The organism is Pseudomonas sp. GM60 (assembly GCF_000282415.1).
Classification (GTDB): domain Bacteria; phylum Pseudomonadota; class Gammaproteobacteria; order Pseudomonadales; family Pseudomonadaceae; genus Aquipseudomonas; species Aquipseudomonas migulae.
On the sequence record NZ_AKJI01000079.1, the window covers coordinates 1 to 17,279 of the forward strand.

At 61.3% G+C, this 17,279-nt stretch carries 14 protein-coding genes; 4 read left to right on the forward strand and 10 right to left on the reverse strand.

What is annotated here, in order from left to right:
- Positions 1-86 precede the first annotated feature (86 nt).
- From PMI32_RS09655 to PMI32_RS09625, 7 genes are all read right to left on the reverse strand, one after another.
- Positions 87-749, reverse strand: a complete 663-nt coding sequence (locus PMI32_RS09655) for a flavin reductase family protein (RefSeq protein ID WP_008031517.1) — start codon at positions 747-749, stop codon at positions 87-89.
- Positions 750-761: 12 nt separating this feature from the next.
- Positions 762-2,249, reverse strand: a complete 1,488-nt coding sequence (locus PMI32_RS09650; RefSeq protein WP_008031519.1) for an amidohydrolase family protein — start codon at positions 2,247-2,249, stop codon at positions 762-764.
- Complete coding sequence (locus tag PMI32_RS09645) at positions 2,246-3,442, reverse strand: amidohydrolase family protein (protein ID WP_008031521.1); 1,197 nt, start codon at positions 3,440-3,442, stop codon at positions 2,246-2,248. Before PMI32_RS09645 ends, PMI32_RS09650 begins: the two co-directional genes overlap by 4 nt.
- Positions 3,443-3,573: 131 nt before the next feature.
- Positions 3,574-4,626: an extracellular solute-binding protein gene (locus PMI32_RS09640; protein ID WP_008031523.1), complete on the reverse strand. Its 1,053-nt coding sequence runs from the start codon at positions 4,624-4,626 to the stop codon at positions 3,574-3,576.
- Between the two features lie 20 nt (positions 4,627-4,646).
- Positions 4,647-5,435, reverse strand: coding sequence for an ABC transporter permease (locus PMI32_RS09635; protein WP_008031524.1), 789 nt, complete (start codon positions 5,433-5,435; stop codon positions 4,647-4,649).
- Positions 5,432-6,349 (reverse strand): ABC transporter permease, encoded by a 918-nt coding sequence (locus PMI32_RS09630; protein WP_008031526.1) that lies wholly within the window; start codon positions 6,347-6,349, stop codon positions 5,432-5,434. Before PMI32_RS09630 ends, PMI32_RS09635 begins: the two co-directional genes overlap by 4 nt.
- 1 nt (position 6,350) lies before the next feature.
- Positions 6,351-7,436, reverse strand: coding sequence for an ABC transporter ATP-binding protein (locus PMI32_RS09625; RefSeq protein ID WP_008031528.1), 1,086 nt, complete (start codon positions 7,434-7,436; stop codon positions 6,351-6,353).
- A gap of 140 nt (positions 7,437-7,576) precedes the next feature.
- Here PMI32_RS09625 and PMI32_RS09620 point away from each other — a divergent pair, with 140 nt between their 5' ends.
- The 4 genes from PMI32_RS09620 to PMI32_RS09605 all read left to right on the forward strand — a co-directional run bounded on the left by PMI32_RS09620 (position 7,577) and on the right by PMI32_RS09605 (position 13,750).
- Positions 7,577-8,266 (forward strand): GntR family transcriptional regulator, encoded by a 690-nt coding sequence (locus PMI32_RS09620; protein WP_008031530.1) that lies wholly within the window; start codon positions 7,577-7,579, stop codon positions 8,264-8,266.
- A gap of 280 nt (positions 8,267-8,546) precedes the next feature.
- Positions 8,547-10,610, forward strand: a complete 2,064-nt coding sequence (locus PMI32_RS09615) for a hybrid sensor histidine kinase/response regulator (protein WP_008031531.1) — start codon at positions 8,547-8,549, stop codon at positions 10,608-10,610.
- Positions 10,611-10,754: 144 nt separating this feature from the next.
- Positions 10,755-13,388, forward strand: coding sequence for an excinuclease ABC subunit UvrA (locus tag PMI32_RS09610; RefSeq protein ID WP_008031534.1), 2,634 nt, complete (start codon positions 10,755-10,757; stop codon positions 13,386-13,388).
- Positions 13,389-13,516: 128 nt separating this feature from the next.
- Positions 13,517-13,750, forward strand: coding sequence for a hypothetical protein (locus PMI32_RS09605; RefSeq protein ID WP_008031536.1), 234 nt, complete (start codon positions 13,517-13,519; stop codon positions 13,748-13,750).
- 155 nt (positions 13,751-13,905) lie between these two features.
- Here the strand turns inward: PMI32_RS09605 and PMI32_RS09600 are convergent, their stop codons facing one another.
- The 3 genes from PMI32_RS09600 to PMI32_RS09590 form a co-directional block, all read right to left on the reverse strand.
- Positions 13,906-14,997: an SMP-30/gluconolactonase/LRE family protein gene (locus PMI32_RS09600; protein ID WP_008031538.1), complete on the reverse strand. Its 1,092-nt coding sequence runs from the start codon at positions 14,995-14,997 to the stop codon at positions 13,906-13,908.
- The gene (locus PMI32_RS09595; protein WP_008031539.1) at positions 14,994-16,133 is read right to left on the reverse strand and encodes an SRPBCC family protein; all 1,140 of its coding nucleotides are present in this window, start codon (positions 16,131-16,133) and stop codon (positions 14,994-14,996) included. The genes PMI32_RS09600 and PMI32_RS09595 overlap by 4 nt, the downstream gene beginning before the upstream one ends.
- Positions 16,134-16,239: 106 nt before the next feature.
- Positions 16,240-17,103, reverse strand: a complete 864-nt coding sequence (locus PMI32_RS09590; protein WP_008031541.1) for a LysR family transcriptional regulator — start codon at positions 17,101-17,103, stop codon at positions 16,240-16,242.
- Positions 17,104-17,279 lie beyond the last annotated feature (176 nt).

Consider the following 17,279-nt stretch of genomic DNA (forward strand, 5'->3'; position numbering starts at 1 on the left):
GGCGATGGCGTCATAACGGCCACCACCGCTTCGCCAGCAAACGGAACGCCGCCCGGCCGCTCCTACAGGTCGTGGTGATTCTCTGATTATTTAGCCTCTGGCCAAAACCGCTCGCCACCGCCCGGCGCATCCGTCCAGGCCTGCAACGACCGGGTCGGCAAATCGAAGTAATCCCGCGTACGCGCATACCCATGTCCACCCATTCGCCCGATCGCATCAAGCCCCAGCTGATCGATGTACAGGGTTTTCGGGTCGATCAGTTCATCCCGCACATGCGCCATCAGCACTTCGCCGAAAATAATCTCCCGCGACTGCCCGATGGACAACGCCATCATCCGTCGGCATTCCAGCGCCACGGGCGCCTCGCCGATCCGCGGGCATTTGACCGTGGTGCCGGGAATCGCAGTGAGTCCGGCGGCGGTCAGTTCGTCGAACCCGGGAGCGAAAGGCACGGCGCAGACATTCATCGCTTCCACCAGCGCATCACTGACGATATTGACGGTGAATTCCTGATTGAGCTGGATATTGCGCGTGGTGTCCTTGGGGCTCTGGTCCCCATAGTTTTCCACGCCCAGTGCGAGGATCGGCGGGTCGGCGGACAGCGCATTGAAGAAGCTGAACGGCGCGGCGTTGATCCGTCCTTCGCCATCAATCGTGGTGACCAGCGCGATGGGCCGAGGCACTACGCTGCCGATCAGAATCTTGTATTTGTCCCGCGCACTGAGGGTGCTGAAGTCGAAGCTTTGCATGGGCAGAAATCTCTAAGGAAGGGGATCAATCGCGCTCAGCGGCGCTTGTGCGCTGTAGTCATCGGCGAACGGGATGGCCGGTTTGAACAGGCTTTTCCAGTCCGGTCGACCGAAGGCCCGGTCGCTGTGGCTGCGCATCAGTGTTTCGAATTGTCGTTGGGCCTGGCGTTGCAGGGCGGGGTAGTCGGCGCCTTGAACCTGTCCGTCCTGCATCACGCAGCGGCCATCGATGTAGCTGGCGATGCAGTCGTCACCGCGTCCGGCCAGCACCAGGTTTTTCAATGGATCGAACAACGGCCCGAGGTGCAGGCCGCGAAGGCTGAACACCGTGATGTCGGCCTTGGCTCCCGGCGCCAGACGACCGATGTCATCACGCCCCAAAGCCTTGGCGCCCCCGAGCGTGGCGGCGTTGTAAAAGTCCAGGGCGCTGGTCAGCGAACCGCCGCCCTCCATCAAGCGAGCGATGTTCAACCCCTGACGCATGTTCTCCAGCAGGTCCGCCGGCCAGGTGTCGGTGCCCAGCGCAAAGTTGATGCCCTTGGCCCGATAGCGTCCGAACGAGTTCAACGCCTCGCCGTCCCGGGCAAACACCACCGGGCAATGCACCAGGCTCGCGCCGCCATCCACCAGCCGTTGCAGGTCTGCATCACCTTGGGTGTAAATGCCGTGGGGCAACAGGCTGCGCGGGGTCAGCAGGTTCAACTGCTCCAGCCAGGCCAGCGGCGAAACACCCCGCAACTGCTCGACCATCGCCACTTCGCCGAGGCCCTGACAGCAATGCAAGCGCATCGGCGCGTTCAGCTCGCGGCTCAGAGCGGCGGTGCGTTGCAACAGCGCCGGGGTGCAGGTCTGGATGCGATCCGGCAGCAGCGCGCCGCGAATCAAACCGTCATGTGCACCGTCGAAATCCTGGAAAAAACGGGTCGCAGCGTCGAGCCCGGCCAAGCCCCGCGCTTCATCCCAGTGATGCCCGAGGCTGCCATCGGCGCGCCAATAACTCATGCCACTCATGTAGCAGGGCCCGAGGTAAGTCCGCAGTCCCAGCTCGGCCGCCACGCCAGCCACCGCAGCAAATTCGTCGTAGGTCTCGGCCCACTCGCGGTAATACATCGAGGTGATCGGCATGGCGGTGGTGATGCCGTTGCGGATCAATTGCGTGAAGGCGTAGCGGTATTTGAAAACCTCTTCATCCGCGCTGTAACTCTCCTGCGGACCTGCCGCCAGATAGTCCTCGGACCACATCCGCCCCATGTCGCGTTCATCGCCGTTGTCCAGCGTCAGCACCGTGGAATCGAGGTCGCCGAGTGCATCCAGATCGATGAAGCCGGGACCGATCAACGCGTTGCCGTAATCGATCCACTGATCCACCGGCCCCGAATAGCCGCGCCCGACAAACACAATGCGCGAGCCCTCGAACACCACTTCGCCGTCGCGCCACAGCACATGCTGCGTGCCGTCGAAGCCGACCACGCAGTTGCTTTTCAGGCCGATGCGCTTCACAACCGGCTTTCCAACAGTCGACCACCTGCGGCAATCAGCTCGCCGCGCCGATAGACCTGTCGCGGCGGCCGAGCCACCACGGCTTCACCCAGCGTCTGCACCGGCATCAACAGGAAGTCCGCCGGTTGACCGAGCTCCACGCCATAATCCTCGCAGCCCAACGCCAGCGCACCATTCACCGTCGCCGCTGCAAACGCCGCCGCCAGTTCCTCGTCCTTGTTCAAGTCGAAACGGAATGCCAGCAGCATCGCCCGTTCCAGCATGTCGCCGTTGCCCATGGGCGACCAGGCGTCGCGGATGCCGTCCGAACCCAGGCACACGTTGACCCCGGCCTCGCGCAACGCCAGGAACGGCGGCACCGCGCAATCGGCCGGTGCCGAACTCATCAACGAAATGCCCAACGCCGCCAAGCGTTCGGCCACGGGTTTGACCTGGCTCCAAGGCAACATCCCGAGGCAATAGGCGTGGCTGATCATCACTCGGCCATGGCGCCCGAAATGCTCGGTGTAATCGGCGATCAGCGCGATTTGCCACAGGCCCAGCTCACCTTTGTCGTGCAGGTGAATATCGACACCACGGTCGAATTCGCTGGCCAGTTTGAACACGAAATCCAGTTGCGCGACGGGGTCGTTGTCGATGCCGCACGGGTCGAGGCCCCCGACGTTTTCCACGCCCATGGCCATGGCCTCGCGCATCAGCTCGGCGGTGCCGGGGCGGCTGATCAGGCCGGTTTGCGGGAATACCACCAGTTGCAGGTCGATCAGGTCGCGGTAGCGTTCGCGCAGTTGTTGCATGGCTTCGACATGACGCAGGCCGAAATCCGGGTCAATGTCGACGTGGCAACGCATGGTCAGCGAACCACGGGCGATGCAGTTTTCCAGCAGGGCGCCGGCACGCTCGGCGATGGGGCTGTCGATTTCACGCAGCACGCGGCGCTCGTTGGCGATGTAGTCCTTGAGCGTCGGCCCGGCGCTGTTCGGGCGCCAGGGTTGGCCCCAGAGGGTTTTGTCGAGGTGGACGTGGCTTTCCACCAGGGCCGGGGTGAGCAGTTGGTTCTGGCCGTCGATGTCGGTGGCATTCAGTGGTGCGGACGATGCCGGACGGCGTTGTTTGAACAGGCCGTTTTCGATCAGCAGGTCTTCAGCGGTGGAACCGTAGGGCCGCACGTTGCGCAGCCAGCGGGGGTGATTCATTGCATACCTCAAGCTTTGTGGTGTTTGGGCAGGCCTCTTCGCGGGCAAGCCTCGCTCCTACAGGTCCTGCGCTGCTCTTGTAGGAGCGAGGCTTGCCCGCGAAGGCCGCAACTCGGTCTCAAGCCGAGCAATCAGCCCTTGAGCTTCGACCAGATCCGGTCCTGCAGCTCCCGCGCCTTGTTGCTGCACTCTTTCTCAGGGCGCAGGCGCGAGGCGAACTCGTCGGGCATGTTGATCGCGTCCATCACCCGCCATTTGGCGTCGATCAGCTTGTCGCTCTGAATGCCGTTGTCGTAGGCGATTGCATTGGACACGGCGGCGGCGTTTTCCGGTTTCATCATCCAGTCGATGAAGATCTTCGCGTTGCCGGGGTGCGGGGCGCTTTTCGGTACGGCGAAGTTGTCCTGGAACATCGCCAGGCCTTCACGCGGATACACGTACTTGATGCTGCTCTTCTGCAACGTGGCCCGGGCGGTGGAGCCGTTCCAGTTTTGCATCATGATCACTTCACCGGAGGCCATGCGGTCGACGGTGTTGTCCGAGCTGTACATCTTCAGGAACGGTTTCTGCTTTTGCAGCAGTTCCAGAATGCGCTTGGCGTCCTGCGGGTTTTCGCTGCACTCGTCGACGTTCAGATAGTGGCTGGCGGCGTTGATCACGCTGCTGGAGGTGTCGAGCGCTGCGAGCTGGCCTTGCAGTTCCTTGCGTGGCTCGAAGAATTCCTTCCACGAATCGTCCAGTTTGCCGCCCGGCACGCGTGCGCTGTCATAGGAAAAACCGGTAGTGCCCCACAGGTACGGCGCCGAAAACTTGCGGCCAGGGTCGAAGCTCGGGTCGCGGAACGCCGGTTTGACGTGCTGGAAATTGGGCAGGGCCGATGCGTCGATTTCCAGCAGCAGGTTCTGATTGATCAGCGTGCGCATGATCGACTGCGACGGCACGATCACGTCATACGCCGCACCACCGGCCTGCAATTTGGCGAGCAGGGTTTCGTTGCTGTCGTAGCCGTCCATGGTGACCTTGATGCCGGTCTCCTTTTCGAATTTGGCCAGCAGGTCCACCGGGTAGTAATCGGTCCAGTTGTAGAAGAACAACTCCTTGGGCTCGGCGGCCTGGGCGCTGAACGCCGTGAAGCAACTCAGGGCCAGACCGGTGACGGCGAAACACAGTTTTTTCATTTTCATGTTTTTGTGCGCTCCAGGATTTATTGGTTTTTGCCGCGCTGTCCCAGCCAGAAGGCCAGCACCACCAGCACGATGGAAATCACCAGCATCAGGGTCGAGATCGCGTTGATCTCCGGCGTCACGCCGGCCTTGATCGCCGAGAAGATGTACACCGGCAAGGTCGTCGAACCCGGCCCGGCGACAAAGAACGTCATGATGAAATCGTCGAGGCTGACCACGAACGCCAGCACCGAACCGGACAAAACCGCCGGCCACAACAGCGGTAACGTCACCCGGCGAAACACCTGCCACGGGTTGGCGTACAAATCGTTCGCTGCCTCCAGCAGGCTTTTGTCGAGATCATTGAGCCGCGCGCGAATCGGCAGGTACGCGAAGGGAATGCAGAAGCCGACGTGCGCGACAATCACCGTCAGCAAACCGAGCTTGATCCCCAGCGCCATGAACAGCAGCAGGGTGGCAACAGCGGTGACGATCTCCGGCAGGATCAGCGGCAGGTTGATCCCGCCCTCGACCATTTTCTGTCCATAGAACGGCCGGTAAGTCGCCAGCGCCGCGAGCAGCGCAATGGCCGTGGCGCAGACCGTGGCGATGCTGGCGACGATGATCGAGTTCAGCGCTGCGGTCTGGATCGACGGGTTGGCTAGAATCCGCCCGTACCAGGCGAACGAAAACTCGGTCCACACCGTCGCCGAGCGGTTGGCGTTGAAGCTGTAGGCGATCAGCACGAAGATCGGCACGTACAGATAGGCCAGGATCAGCAGGCTGACTTCGCGGGTCAGCGGCAGTTTTTTCAGGTGCAGGGCGATCATGCGGTGGCTCCCCGGCGTAGAGTTTTGGCGGCGCTGCGGCTATAGAGGGCGTAACCCACCAGCGACAGCAGCAGAATCCCCAACAACAGGAACGACAGCGAACTGCCCAGCGGCCAGTTGCGCGCGGTGCCGAACTGTTGCTGGATCAGGTTGCCGATCATCAGCGTCTTGCCGCCGCCGAGAATCGCCGGGGTGATGAAGGCGCCCAAGCTCGGCACGAACACCAGCAACGCGCCGGCAATCACACCGGGCATCGACAGCGGCAGGATGATTCGCTTCAGCGCGTGCCAGCGGTTGGCGCCCAGGTCGTAGGCCGCTTCCACCAGGCGCCAGTCGAGTTTTTCCAGGGTCGAATAGATCGGCAAAATCATGAACGGCAGGAAGCTATAAACCAGCCCGACGCTGACGGCGAAGTCGTTGTATAGCAGGGTGATGCCGCCCGCCTGCGGGAACAGCGTGTTGAGGCTCTGCGCGACCCAACCGTGTTCGCGCAGGATGATCAGCCACGCGTAGTTGCGGATCAGCAGGTTGGTCCAGAACGGAATGGTGATCAGCAAGACCATGAGGTTGCGCCGGCGCGGGGTCAGGCTCGACATCCACAACGCCACCGGGAAACCGAACAGGAAACACAACAACGTCGTGCCGCCGGCCTGGAACACCGAGCGCAACAAGGCCTGTGCGTAGACCCAGTTCAGCTCCAGTTCACCGTCGAATCCTTCCTGGAAAAACAGCTGCACGTAGCTTTGCAATTGCCAGTTGGCTTGCCAGTCGACGCCGCCGTAGACGTTGCGCGGCAACAGGCTGATGTAGCCCATGATGCCCAGCGGAATTGCGATCAGTGCCAGCAAAGTCAGAACCACCGGGCTGAGCAACAGCACGCGGTTGAGAGCGGGGGAAGTGCTGCTGACGCTCATCTCAGGCCTCCATCAACAGGCAGGCGTGGGGCGGCAGATTGACCGCGACACGATCACCCACCACCCGGCCACGGTTCAGGCCTTCGTTGTTCTCGCGCAACATGACCTTGATGTCGTTGTTCAAGCGGCACTGATAAAGCGTCGCGGTGCCGACATACAACACCGCTTCGATCACGCCGCGCAGGTGATGAGGCTGCCCGACGTCGACCAGTTGCGAGCGCTCCGGGCGGAACGCCAGTTGCACGTTGTTGCCGTCGAAACCCTGGGCCGGGCAGGGGATCTCCACCGGCATGCCGCTGGGCACGAAGAGTTTTTCGTTCTGCTGGCCGCGTTTGAGATGACCGGGCAGGAAATTGATGTCGCCGATGAACTGGGCGACGAACTGATGCTGCGGCCGTTCGTAAATATCGTTGGGTGTACCGATCTGCAGGATCTTGCCGGCGGACATCACGGCAATGCGGTCAGACAGGGTCAGGGCTTCTTCCTGATCGTGGGTGACGAAAATGAAGGTGATCCCGGCTTCTTTCTGCACGCGCTTGAGTTCGACCTGCATTTCTTTACGCAGCTTGAGGTCGAGCGCCGACAGGGGTTCGTCGAGCAGCAACACTTTCGGTTTTGGCGCCAGGGCGCGCGCCAGAGCCACGCGTTGTTGCTGGCCACCGGACAACTCGGCGGGTTTGCGTCTGGCCAGGTGTTGCATTTGCACCAGCGCCAGCATCTCATCGACACGCCGAGGAATAACCTTGTGATCAAGGCCCTGCATCTCGAGCCCGAAGGCGATATTCTGCGCGACGCTCATATGCGGAAACAGCGCATAGCTCTGGAAGACGGTATTGACCCGGCGCTTGAACGGCGGCAGGTCGTTGACCGGTTCGCCGGCGAGACGGATCTCGCCATCGCTGACGTGTTCGAAACCGGCGATGGTGCGCAGCAGGGTGGTTTTGCCACAGCCGGACGGGCCGAGCAGGGTGAAGAATTCGTTGTCGGCAATGTCGACTGACACGTTGTCGAGGGCTGGAGCCAGCCCCGGATCGTCGGAATACCGCTTGGAGACGTTACGCACTTCGATTGCTATTGGTTGACCCATAATGGTGCGATCCTCTAATTATTGTATGCAATATCTGGATGCAATCTACAAATAACCGGATTAATCTGCTCGTGCAACCCCCTTTTTCAAAGGCTGCTCATCGCCTGGGGCCGGTTGTTTAGCGCTAAAGGAGTGTTGAGATGACCGAGAAGAAACTCGAGACCACGGTCGACCGCGTCTACCAAGGGGTTTACGAGGCGATCAGCAAGCGTTCGCTGCGTCCTGGCATGAAGCTTGGGGAGACTTCGCTGGCCGAACTTTTTAATGTCAGCCGAACGTCGGTTCGTGCCGCGCTCAAGCAGTTGGAGGCGGATGGATTGGTGACGACCGAGCCCAATAAGGGTGCATCGGTGTCGTTGCCCAGCGATGAAGAGATCCGTTCGCTGTTTGAAACGCGACGCCTGATCGAGATCGGCATCGTCACCGAACTCTGCCGGCGTCGTGACACCGCCGTGACCCGGGACCTGCGCGATCACCTGTTGCTCGAGGATGAAGCGCACCGCAACGGCGACCATGAACGACTGATTCATCTGCTCGGCGAGTTCCACATCAAACTCGCGCAAAGCCTGAACAATCCGGTGTTGCTGGACTGGTTCCGCAAACTGATCTCCCGCGCCTCGCTGTACGCTGCCGCGCTGGACGACGACAGCCACGAAGCCTGCCGCGACGATGAGCACCTGCGCCTGATCGAGTACATCGAGGCCGGCAATCAGAGCGCCGCCATCGAACTGACCTGCATCCATTTGAACGGCATCGAGAAGGCGATCCTGGACGTCGCGGCCACGTTGAAAACGGGGTATCACCCGCTCAAACACCTGATCGAGGTTTAGCCACAAAACCTGAATCTGAAGCTGCACCTTGTGGGAGCGAGCCTGCTCGCGATGGCGTCGTGTCAGCCGACATCATTGTTGAATGTCAAATAGCATTCGCGAGCAGGCTCGCTCCCACAGGGATCTGTGGTGGGCAAAGATTGCCGTCAGAATCAGCTAACCTCTATGAAACCATTGGCATCCGCAGTGCTCGAAACAAACGGGCGCCAATCACAGGACACAGAGCCAGTCGATGCAGTTTCTAGACGATAGCCACGGGTGTGCTGGATGGAACGGTGAAATGGCCGGACGCATCCGTGCGTTCGACTGGCGTCGCACTGAACTGGGAAGCCTGGAGACCTGGCCCGCCAGCCTGTGCAGCGCGGTGCAATTGTTGCTCGCGTCGCCGCTGCCGATGGTGATGCTCTGGGGCCGCCCCGGTTACATGATCTATAACGATGCGTACTCGTCGTTCGCCGGTGGCCGACATCCTTATCTGTTGGGCTCACCGGTGGAGCTGGGCTGGCCGGAAGTCGCCGAATTCAATCGTCACGTAGTCAACACTTGCCTGGCGGGCGGCACGTTGTCCTATCGCAACAAAGAGCTGGTGCTGTTGCGCGACGGCGTCCCTGAAAACGTCTGGCTGGACCTCTATTACAGTCCGGTGGCGAATGACGAGGGGACGCCGGCCGGGGTCATGGCGATGGTGGTCGAAACCACGGAGCATGTGATCTCCGAACGCCGGCGCCAGGAGGCCGAAGACGCCTATCACGCCGACAATGAACGGGTGCGCCTGGCGTTGAACGCCGGTGCCTTGCTCGGCTCGTTCGTCTGGGACATCAAAGGCAATCGGCTCTCCGGCGATGAACGCTTTGCCCGGACCTTTTCCTTCCCGGCCGAGCATGACCTGGGCAACCTGCCAACGGAATTCGCCGAAGAGCGGATTCATCCCGACGACCGCAGTTGGGTCAATGAGCAAGTCAATCAATCCATCACCACCGGTGAGCCTTTCAACGCCGAATATCGGGTCCTGCGTCCCGACGGCAGTTACCTGTGGGTGCAGGCCAGCGGTTGCTGCGAATTCGATGAGCAGGGTGAGCCGTTCCGCTTTCCCGGCGTGTTGATCGACATCCACGAACGCAAGACCGCCGAAGAATCCCTGCTCAAATTCACCCGAAACCTGGAGCAGCGCGTCGCCGACGAAGTCGAAGCGCGGCTGGCGGCGGAAGAGCAACTGCGTCAGTCGCAGAAGCTCGAAGCCATCGGCGGTCTCACGGGGGGCGTGGCCCATGACTTCAATAACCTGCTGCAAGTGATCGCCGGCAACCTGCACCTGCTGGCGCGGCATGAACCGGACAATGCCAACGTGCAGCGTCGGGTCTCGGCGTCGATTGCGGCGGTGGAGCGGGGCGCGAAACTGTCTTCGCAGTTGCTCGCCTTCGCCCGCCGTCAGCCGCTGTCGCCGGCGGTCTGCGACCCACGGCAGATCTTCGAAGGCCTGGGCGAGCTGCTGCAACGGGCGTTGGGCGAAACCATCCAGATCGATGTGCGGTTGCCTCAAGCGTCCTGGCACATCAACGTTGATCGCAACCAACTGGAAAACGCCATTCTCAATCTCGCGATCAATGCCCGTGACGCCATGGCGGGCGAAGGCACCATTGAATTGAGCGCCGAGAACGTTACCCTCGACCGCAAGTTTTGCGCGGGCAAAGGTATTTCGCCTGGCGATTACGTGCGCGTCGCCGTGGCGGATACCGGCCTCGGCATGCCACCGCAAGTGCTTGCGCAAGCGTTTGAACCGTTTTTCACCACCAAGGCCGATGGTCAGGGTACGGGGTTGGGGTTGAGCATGGTGTTCGGTTTCGTCAAACAGAGTGACGGGCACATCGAGATGTCCAGCGTCGAAGGACAGGGCACTCGGGTGCAGCTGTATTTTCCGCGCAGCCTGCGCCCGTTGCTCAGTGAAACAGCGACCCATGACACGCAGCAACGCGGTGGGCATGAAACCATTTTGGTGGTCGAGGACAATGAAGCGGTGCGTGCTTCGGCGGTGGAATTATTGAGCGAGGAGGGCTATCAGGTTCTGACCGCCGCCAACGGTGATGCGGCCATGCAGATGTTGCTCGACGGCGTGGTGGTTCAGCTGATTTTTACCGACGTGGTCATGCCCGGCCTGATCAAAAGCTCGGACCTGGCCGCCTGGGCCAAAGTGCAAACGCCACCGGTGGCCGTACTGTTCACGTCCGGCCACACTCGTGACATTATTTCGCGCAATCACCAGCTCAGCCCCGATACCTTTTTGCTGAGCAAACCCTATGGTCCCGAGGCGCTGACCCGAATGGTCCGCACCGTCCTCAACGGCTGAACCCCGATCCAATTGTAGGAGCCGGCTTGCTGGCGATGGCGTACTTGAAATCGCCATCGCCAGCAAGCCGGCTCCTACAGTTTGGATCTGCGTAAATTCCTGGCAATGCGTTAATCCTTCGAACTTTTTGATCAAGGCCACCTGATGACTTCAAAGCGCACCTCCAATCCTCCTTCCGGCATGGTCAGGGTACGCGGGGCCCGTGAGCACAACCTCAAGAACATCGACGTCGATATCCCCCGTGATGCGCTGGTGGTGTTCACCGGCGTCTCCGGTTCAGGGAAGTCATCCCTGGCGTTTTCGACCCTGTACGCCGAAGCGCAACGCCGTTATTTCGAATCCGTGGCGCCGTATGCGCGGCGTCTGATCGACCAGGTCGGTGTGCCGGATGTCGACTCCATCGAAGGCCTGCCGCCAGCGGTCGCCTTGCAACAACAACGGGGCACGCCGAGCACGCGGTCTTCGGTGGGCAGCGTGACCACGTTGTCGAGCCTGATCCGCATGCTGTATTCGCGCGCCGGCAGCTATCCGCCGGGGCAACCGATGCTCTACGCCGAAGACTTTTCACCGAACACGCCCCAGGGCGCCTGCCCTGAATGTCATGGTTTGGGCCGGGTCTATGAAGTCACCGAAGCGCTGATGGTCCCGGACCCGAGCCTGACCATTCGCCAACGCGCGGTCGCTTCCTGGCCCACGGCGTGGCAAGGACAGAACCTGCGGGACATCCTCGTCACCATGGGCTACGACGTCGATAAACCCTGGCGTGACCTGCCGAAAAAGCTCCGCGACTGGATTCTTTTCACCGAAGAAACCCCGACCGTTCCGGTGTATGCCGGGCTCACACCCGAAGAAACCAAAGTCGCGCTCAAGCGCAACATGGAGCCGAGTTACCAGGGCACCTTCACCGGTGCCCGGCGCTACATCCTGCACACGTTCACCCACTCGCAAAGTGCGCTGATGAAGAAGCGCGTCTCGCAATTCATGCTCGGCAGCCCCTGCCCGCTGTGCGACGGCAAGCGCCTGAAACGCGAGGCGTTGTCGGTGACCTTTGCCGGTTACGACATTGGCGAGTTGGCGCAAATGCCATTGCTGCAAGTGGCCGACGTATTGAAACCAGTGGCGGCACACAGTTACCTCGACCAAGCCGATGAAGCGGGCGAGGTCTTGACCCATGAGCAGACCCGCGAGGCCCGTGAGCAGCGAGTGGCCCACGGCGCCAGTGGTCACGCCCATGCACCGGATGTGCGCCACACGCCGAACCTGTCGGTGGAAAAACGCCTGGCCGCGCAACGCATCGCCCAGGATTTGCTGGAGCGGGTCAGCACGTTGACGGACCTGGGGCTCGGTTACCTGGCACTGGAGCGCAGCACGCCGACGTTGTCGTCCGGCGAGTTGCAGCGCCTGCGTCTGGCGACGCAATTGGGTTCGCAGCTGTTCGGGGTGATTTACGTGCTGGACGAACCGTCGGCCGGTCTGCACCCGGCGGATGGCGAAGCGTTGTTCGAAGCCCTGCAACGTTTGAAAGCGGCGGGCAACACGCTGTTTGTGGTCGAGCATGATCTGGAAACCATGCGCCGCGCCGACTGGCTGATCGATGTCGGGCCGGCGGCGGGCGAGCATGGCGGCCGGATTCTGTACAGCGGTCCACCGCAGGGCCTGGCCGACGTAACGCACTCGCAGACCCGCGCCTACCTGTTCGCCGATCAGGTCAGGCTGCCGCGAGCCAGCCGCAAGCCGGCCGATTGGCTACGGCTGGAAGGCATCACTCGCAACAACCTGAATAACCTCAGCGTCGAGTTTCCGCTGGGCTGTTTCACCTCGGTGACCGGCGTTTCGGGTTCCGGTAAATCAAGCCTGGTCAGTCAGGCGTTGCTGGAACTGGTGGGCGCGCATCTCGGGCGCGCCGCCAGTGACAGCGAGGCAGAAGAGTTGAGCCTTGAGGACGATGCACCGCAAGTCAGTGGCGGTCAGGTCAGCGCAGGACTGGAGTCGATCAAGCGGCTGGTGCAAGTCGATCAGAAACCCATCGGCCGCACGCCGCGCTCTAATCTGGCGACTTACACCGGGCTGTTCGACAACGTGCGCAAACTCTACGCCGCCACGCCCGAGGCGCAAGCCAAGGGCTACGACGCCGGTCAGTTCTCCTTCAACGTCGCCAAGGGTCGCTGCCCGACCTGCGAAGGCGAGGGTTTTGTCAGCGTCGAATTGCTGTTCATGCCCAGCGTCTACGCACCATGCCCGACTTGCCATGGCGCCCGCTACAACCCCGAGACGCTGGCGATTACCTGGCAGGGATTGAGCATTGCACAGGTATTGCAATTGACGGTGGATGAAGCGGTCGAAGTGTTTGCCGAGCAATCGGGTATTCGCCGCTCACTGGAAGTACTGCGCGATATCGGCCTGGGTTACCTGCGGCTCGGCCAGCCGGCGACCGAGTTGTCGGGCGGCGAAGCCCAGCGCATCAAATTGGCCACCGAACTGCAACGCAACCAGCGCGGGGCAACGCTTTACGTGCTTGACGAACCCACCACCGGGTTGCACCCGCGAGATGTCGATCGCTTGCTCGAACAGTTGAACACGCTGGTGACGGCGGGGCACACGGTGATCGTCGTCGAACATGAAATGCGCGTGGTAGCCCAAAGTGACTGGGTGATCGACATCGGGCCGGGGACCGGGGATCAGGGCGGCAAGATTGTGGTGGCGGGCGCGCCGCAGAAAGTCGCCAGCAGCAAAAAAAGCCGAACCGCGCCGTTCCTCGCCAGAACCCTCAATACGTAGCGCCAGGACGACGAACGGACACCGCTGGTCTGATAGGCGGTCGACAGAACCTGCCAACCGAGGCCATTCTGATAGTTGGTGAACGCAATCGATCGCGTTTGCTGCCGATCAACAAACGGAGGTGTTCCATGCCGGTGCCACACGACCTTTATCAGGATTTGAAACTTTCAAAGGAAGATATCCAGCAAAAACGCACCAAGGATCCGTTACTGGATTCACTGATCAACAAGTATTCGCAGGCGGATGCCGAAGTGGTGAAGGCAGAGCAGGCCAAGTCCAGCGATGACTCAGTGAAGAAGCTCAAGGAGAAGCGCTTTCAGGTCAAGGAGAAGATCGTCCAACAGCTTCAGGTCCCGTCCTGACGTGTCGCTCCCGAAAGGAAACCGACAACGCAGAACCCCATAGCGAAATGGATCCCCGTTAACTTTTGAACGACACCGAACCTGTAGGAGCCAGCTTGCTGGCGAAGCGATGGTGGCCACGATGACGCCATCGCTGGCAAGCCAGCTCCTACAGGTCAGTTCGACAACGCGGTGGCGAGCGGCAATCGCACCATGTGCCTGGCCTTCAACGAGCCGAAATACAACCACTCCCCATATTCACGCACCGTGGTGATCGGTGAGTAGTTGCCGCTGCTGCCATCCTGCAGATTGGCGATCACCTTTCCCTCCAGATCCAGGCCCAGGACAAACCCGCGTTTCTCTATGGGTTTGGGCAAGACCGTCATCGCCCGCACAATCATCTTGCGCACGAAGGGATGCGGCGCCGTGGCATCGAGCAGGGCGTTGCGCGGTGCATACAGCGCCACCCAGAAACGGTCCCGGCCATTGAACGCCAGGTTGTCCGGCAAGCCCGGCAAGTTGTCGATAAACAGATCGTGGGTGCCAGCCTTGGGTCCGCTCAGCCAGTAACGGCTGATGCGATAGGCGCCGGTTTCGTTCACCAGCACAAAGGCATCGTCCGGGCCCAGCGTCACGCCGTTGGCGAATTCCAGCTTATCCAGCAGGACCGTGGTTTTACCGGTCTGGAAGTCATAACGCAGCAAGCGACCGTCGCCGCCATGCTCGATGATCGCGTCGCCATCGCTGCCATAGCCGAAGCGGCTGGAAGCATCGCTGAAATAGGCGTAGTGCCCCGACTTGTCGATGACCACGTCATCAGTGAAACCGAAGGGCACGCTGTTGGCCTCTGTGGTCAATGGAATCAAGCGACCCTGGGCGTCCAGCGACAGCAAGCCCTTGATCCCGTCGGCGATCACCAGCAAACCATTGGGGTGACGCGCCAGGCCCAGCGGTCGGCCGCCGGTATCGGCCAGCACCTTGGTGGCTTCGCCGTCGAGGCTGGTGCGGATCAGACGGCCGTCATGCAGGCCCGTAATGAGCGCATTGTTCTCCAGCAGCAACGCTTCCGGCCCGTCGATATCCGCCGCGCCGACACGCTCCACACCTTTGAGGCGTTGATTGTCGGCGTAGGGGCCGCTGGTGAGGGACGGCGCCGGCGGTGGAGTCCAGGCCACCGGTTGCACCTTGGTCGGCATCAGCAGCAGAAAGGCCGCGATGGCCACGATCACCAGCAACACGACATGACGAAACTTGACGGTTCGACTCACGCGTTGGCTCCTGCGGTGGCCAGGTGTTTGTGCACCATCTCGCGCAAGGCCTGCATCGATGCCGCCGATTCACGGTCAATGCGCCGCTTGAGCAACAGTCGATTGGCGATGCGCATTGCCAGGCCGCTGAACTGATAGTCCAGGGTACGGACAAACCGCGTGCCATCGCCCTCGGCCGTGCATTCGTAAGTCACCACCAGCGACAGTCCATTGTCACCATGAGCCCGAGCGATCCAGCGGCGACCGGGCAGGTACTCGTCGACCACCCAGCTCAGATGCCCCTCGCGCCCACCGGCGCGGATGTCTTCCTCGAACCGCGCCCCGGCATGCAGCGAGCCGCGCGGACCATCGACCTTGAGCGACGACGGGTGCCATTCGGGCCAACGGGTCACGGTGCTGGCGTAGGCGAGCACGTCAATCGGGTTGCCGGCAATGTTGATCTGATGCTGCATGCTGGTCATGGGCGCTCTCGTCAGGTAGGTCGGCTCGGGCTCCCAATAGAGCGTGCCGAACAGGTAGTCCATCAGCGGAAAAACGATGTTGAAGTTGCGTTCCTGCATCAACTCGCGACGGTGATGCAGCTCGTGCAGACGGCGCATCTGGCGGATCCACGGCAAGCGTGTGACCGGGTTCGCGGGCGGCAGGTGCTCGCAGGCATGAAACACTTCATAAGTCAGGTAACCAAGGACCAGGCAGCCACCGAAAAGCCCGGCGACGTTGGCATCGAACTGCTCAAGCAGCCACCAGACGGGCAGGGTAATGACGAGTGTGTGGACCACGATCAGCCACGCCGGAAACAGGATTACCCGCCAGTCACGGGCGCTGTCGTAGGTCATGTGCCCGGGCGCAAAGAAGCTGTGATGGTCACCGGCGTGACGGGCATAGAACATCCGCGCGAAGCTCTTTTTGTGATGCCCCAGGTGGCGATGCACCATGTACACGCCAAAGTTGAAGAACAATAACGTCAGCGGCACCGCCAGCCATTCCAGCGGTTGCACCTGGTGCACGGTGCTCCAGAACAACCCGATGGCCAGCAAACCGAACAGCAGCACAAAGGCGCCGTGCAACCAGGGGTTGTAGAGGGGATGAATGTCAGCGCGATAGCGGTTGCGAAAAGCCTCGGTGGTCTGCCTCACTGCGGTCACCTGTGGTTATTGTTGTCCCAGCAGATTAGACGATCCCGCCGTGCAAGGCGGACCGAAGCTTGAGGACACAAACGCCATGATCCGGTGTAAAGCGGACTCAGGTCAGCGGGTTCCAGCGTTGCGACCAGTCTTCATCGGACTGGATGACTTGACGCAGCAGGTCGAAGGCCCGTTGCAGGGTCGCCGAGTCGCGGTCGCGGGAATAGACCAGATACGTCGGGTAGCTGAACTCCGGGGCCTTGGGCACCTGTTCCAGTACGCCGCTTTCCAGATAACTCTGGACCACGCGGGTACGGAAATAGCCACTGCCGCCGTTTTCAAGGATGTATTGCAAGCCCAGCGGGCCGAGGTTGAAGCTCAGGGCAGCCTTGGCTTTTTCCGGTAGAGCCGCATCGTGCTGGCGGCGGAAATCCGGGCCCCAGTCGATGTAGACATAGGGATCGGGTTTACCGGGAAACCGCACGAGGACCAGTTTTTCCTCCAGCACCTGTTCGACTTGCAGGCGTGGCCAGTACTCCGGTTGGTAGACCAGCGCCGCGTCCAACACCCCCAGTTCCAGTTGGCGCAGCAGGTTTTCGCCGTCGCGGATCTCCATGCGCAGCGCGTGGCTGGGAATCTTCTCCCGCAGCTCGCCGGCCCAGCTGAGCATCAGCGGGTTGCACAGGCTGACTTCGCCACCGATGTGCAATACGTCGTGGTAACCCTCAGGCAGTGGCAAGTCCCGGCGCGCGGCGTCCCAGGTTTCGACCAGTTGATTGGCGTACACCACAAATGCTTCGCCGTTCGGAGTCAGACGGGCGCCGGCGCGGTTGCGCACGAACAGTGTGCTGCCCAGTTGGCTTTCGAGTTTCTGCACGCGTGCGGTGATCGCGGTCTGGGTGACGTGGAGTTTTTCAGCGGCCGCGGCGAGGCTGCCGTGGCGGACGATTTCCAGAAAGGTGCGGGCGAGGTCGATGTCCATGGGGTGGCCGGTGCGGGAGGTGTGGGCATTGTAAACGGATACTGTGGGGGTCTCATTTTTTGATTGGGTACATATCCGTTGTTGGGGTAACGGCGGCTATTGGTTTCGCCCTTACGGCGAGTCACTTTGGAAAAGCCCCAAAGTAACCAAAGGGCTCTTGCCCCTTTCGTTCGGTG

Bases quoted from the DNA above. Each gene is read 5' to 3' on its own strand.
- PMI32_RS09605 (WP_008031536.1), top strand. From the start codon at position 13,517: ATGCCGGTGCCACACGACCTTTATCAGGATTTGAAACTTTCAAAGGAA.
- PMI32_RS09610 (WP_008031534.1), top strand. From the start codon at position 10,755: ATGACTTCAAAGCGCACCTCCAATCCTCCTTCCGGCATGGTCAGGGTA.
- PMI32_RS09615 (WP_008031531.1), top strand. From the start codon at position 8,547: ATGGCCGGACGCATCCGTGCGTTCGACTGGCGTCGCACTGAACTGGGA.
- PMI32_RS09640 (WP_008031523.1), bottom strand. From the start codon at position 4,626: ATGAAAATGAAAAAACTGTGTTTCGCCGTCACCGGTCTGGCCCTGAGT.
- PMI32_RS09635 (WP_008031524.1), bottom strand. From the start codon at position 5,435: ATGATCGCCCTGCACCTGAAAAAACTGCCGCTGACCCGCGAAGTCAGC.
- PMI32_RS09630 (WP_008031526.1), bottom strand. From the start codon at position 6,349: ATGAGCGTCAGCAGCACTTCCCCCGCTCTCAACCGCGTGCTGTTGCTC.
- PMI32_RS09645 (WP_008031521.1), bottom strand. From the start codon at position 3,442: ATGAATCACCCCCGCTGGCTGCGCAACGTGCGGCCCTACGGTTCCACC.
- PMI32_RS09655 (WP_008031517.1), bottom strand. From the start codon at position 749: ATGCAAAGCTTCGACTTCAGCACCCTCAGTGCGCGGGACAAATACAAG.
- PMI32_RS09590 (WP_008031541.1), bottom strand. From the start codon at position 17,103: ATGGACATCGACCTCGCCCGCACCTTTCTGGAAATCGTCCGCCACGGC.
- PMI32_RS09625 (WP_008031528.1), bottom strand. From the start codon at position 7,436: ATGGGTCAACCAATAGCAATCGAAGTGCGTAACGTCTCCAAGCGGTAT.
- PMI32_RS09620 (WP_008031530.1), top strand. From the start codon at position 7,577: ATGACCGAGAAGAAACTCGAGACCACGGTCGACCGCGTCTACCAAGGG.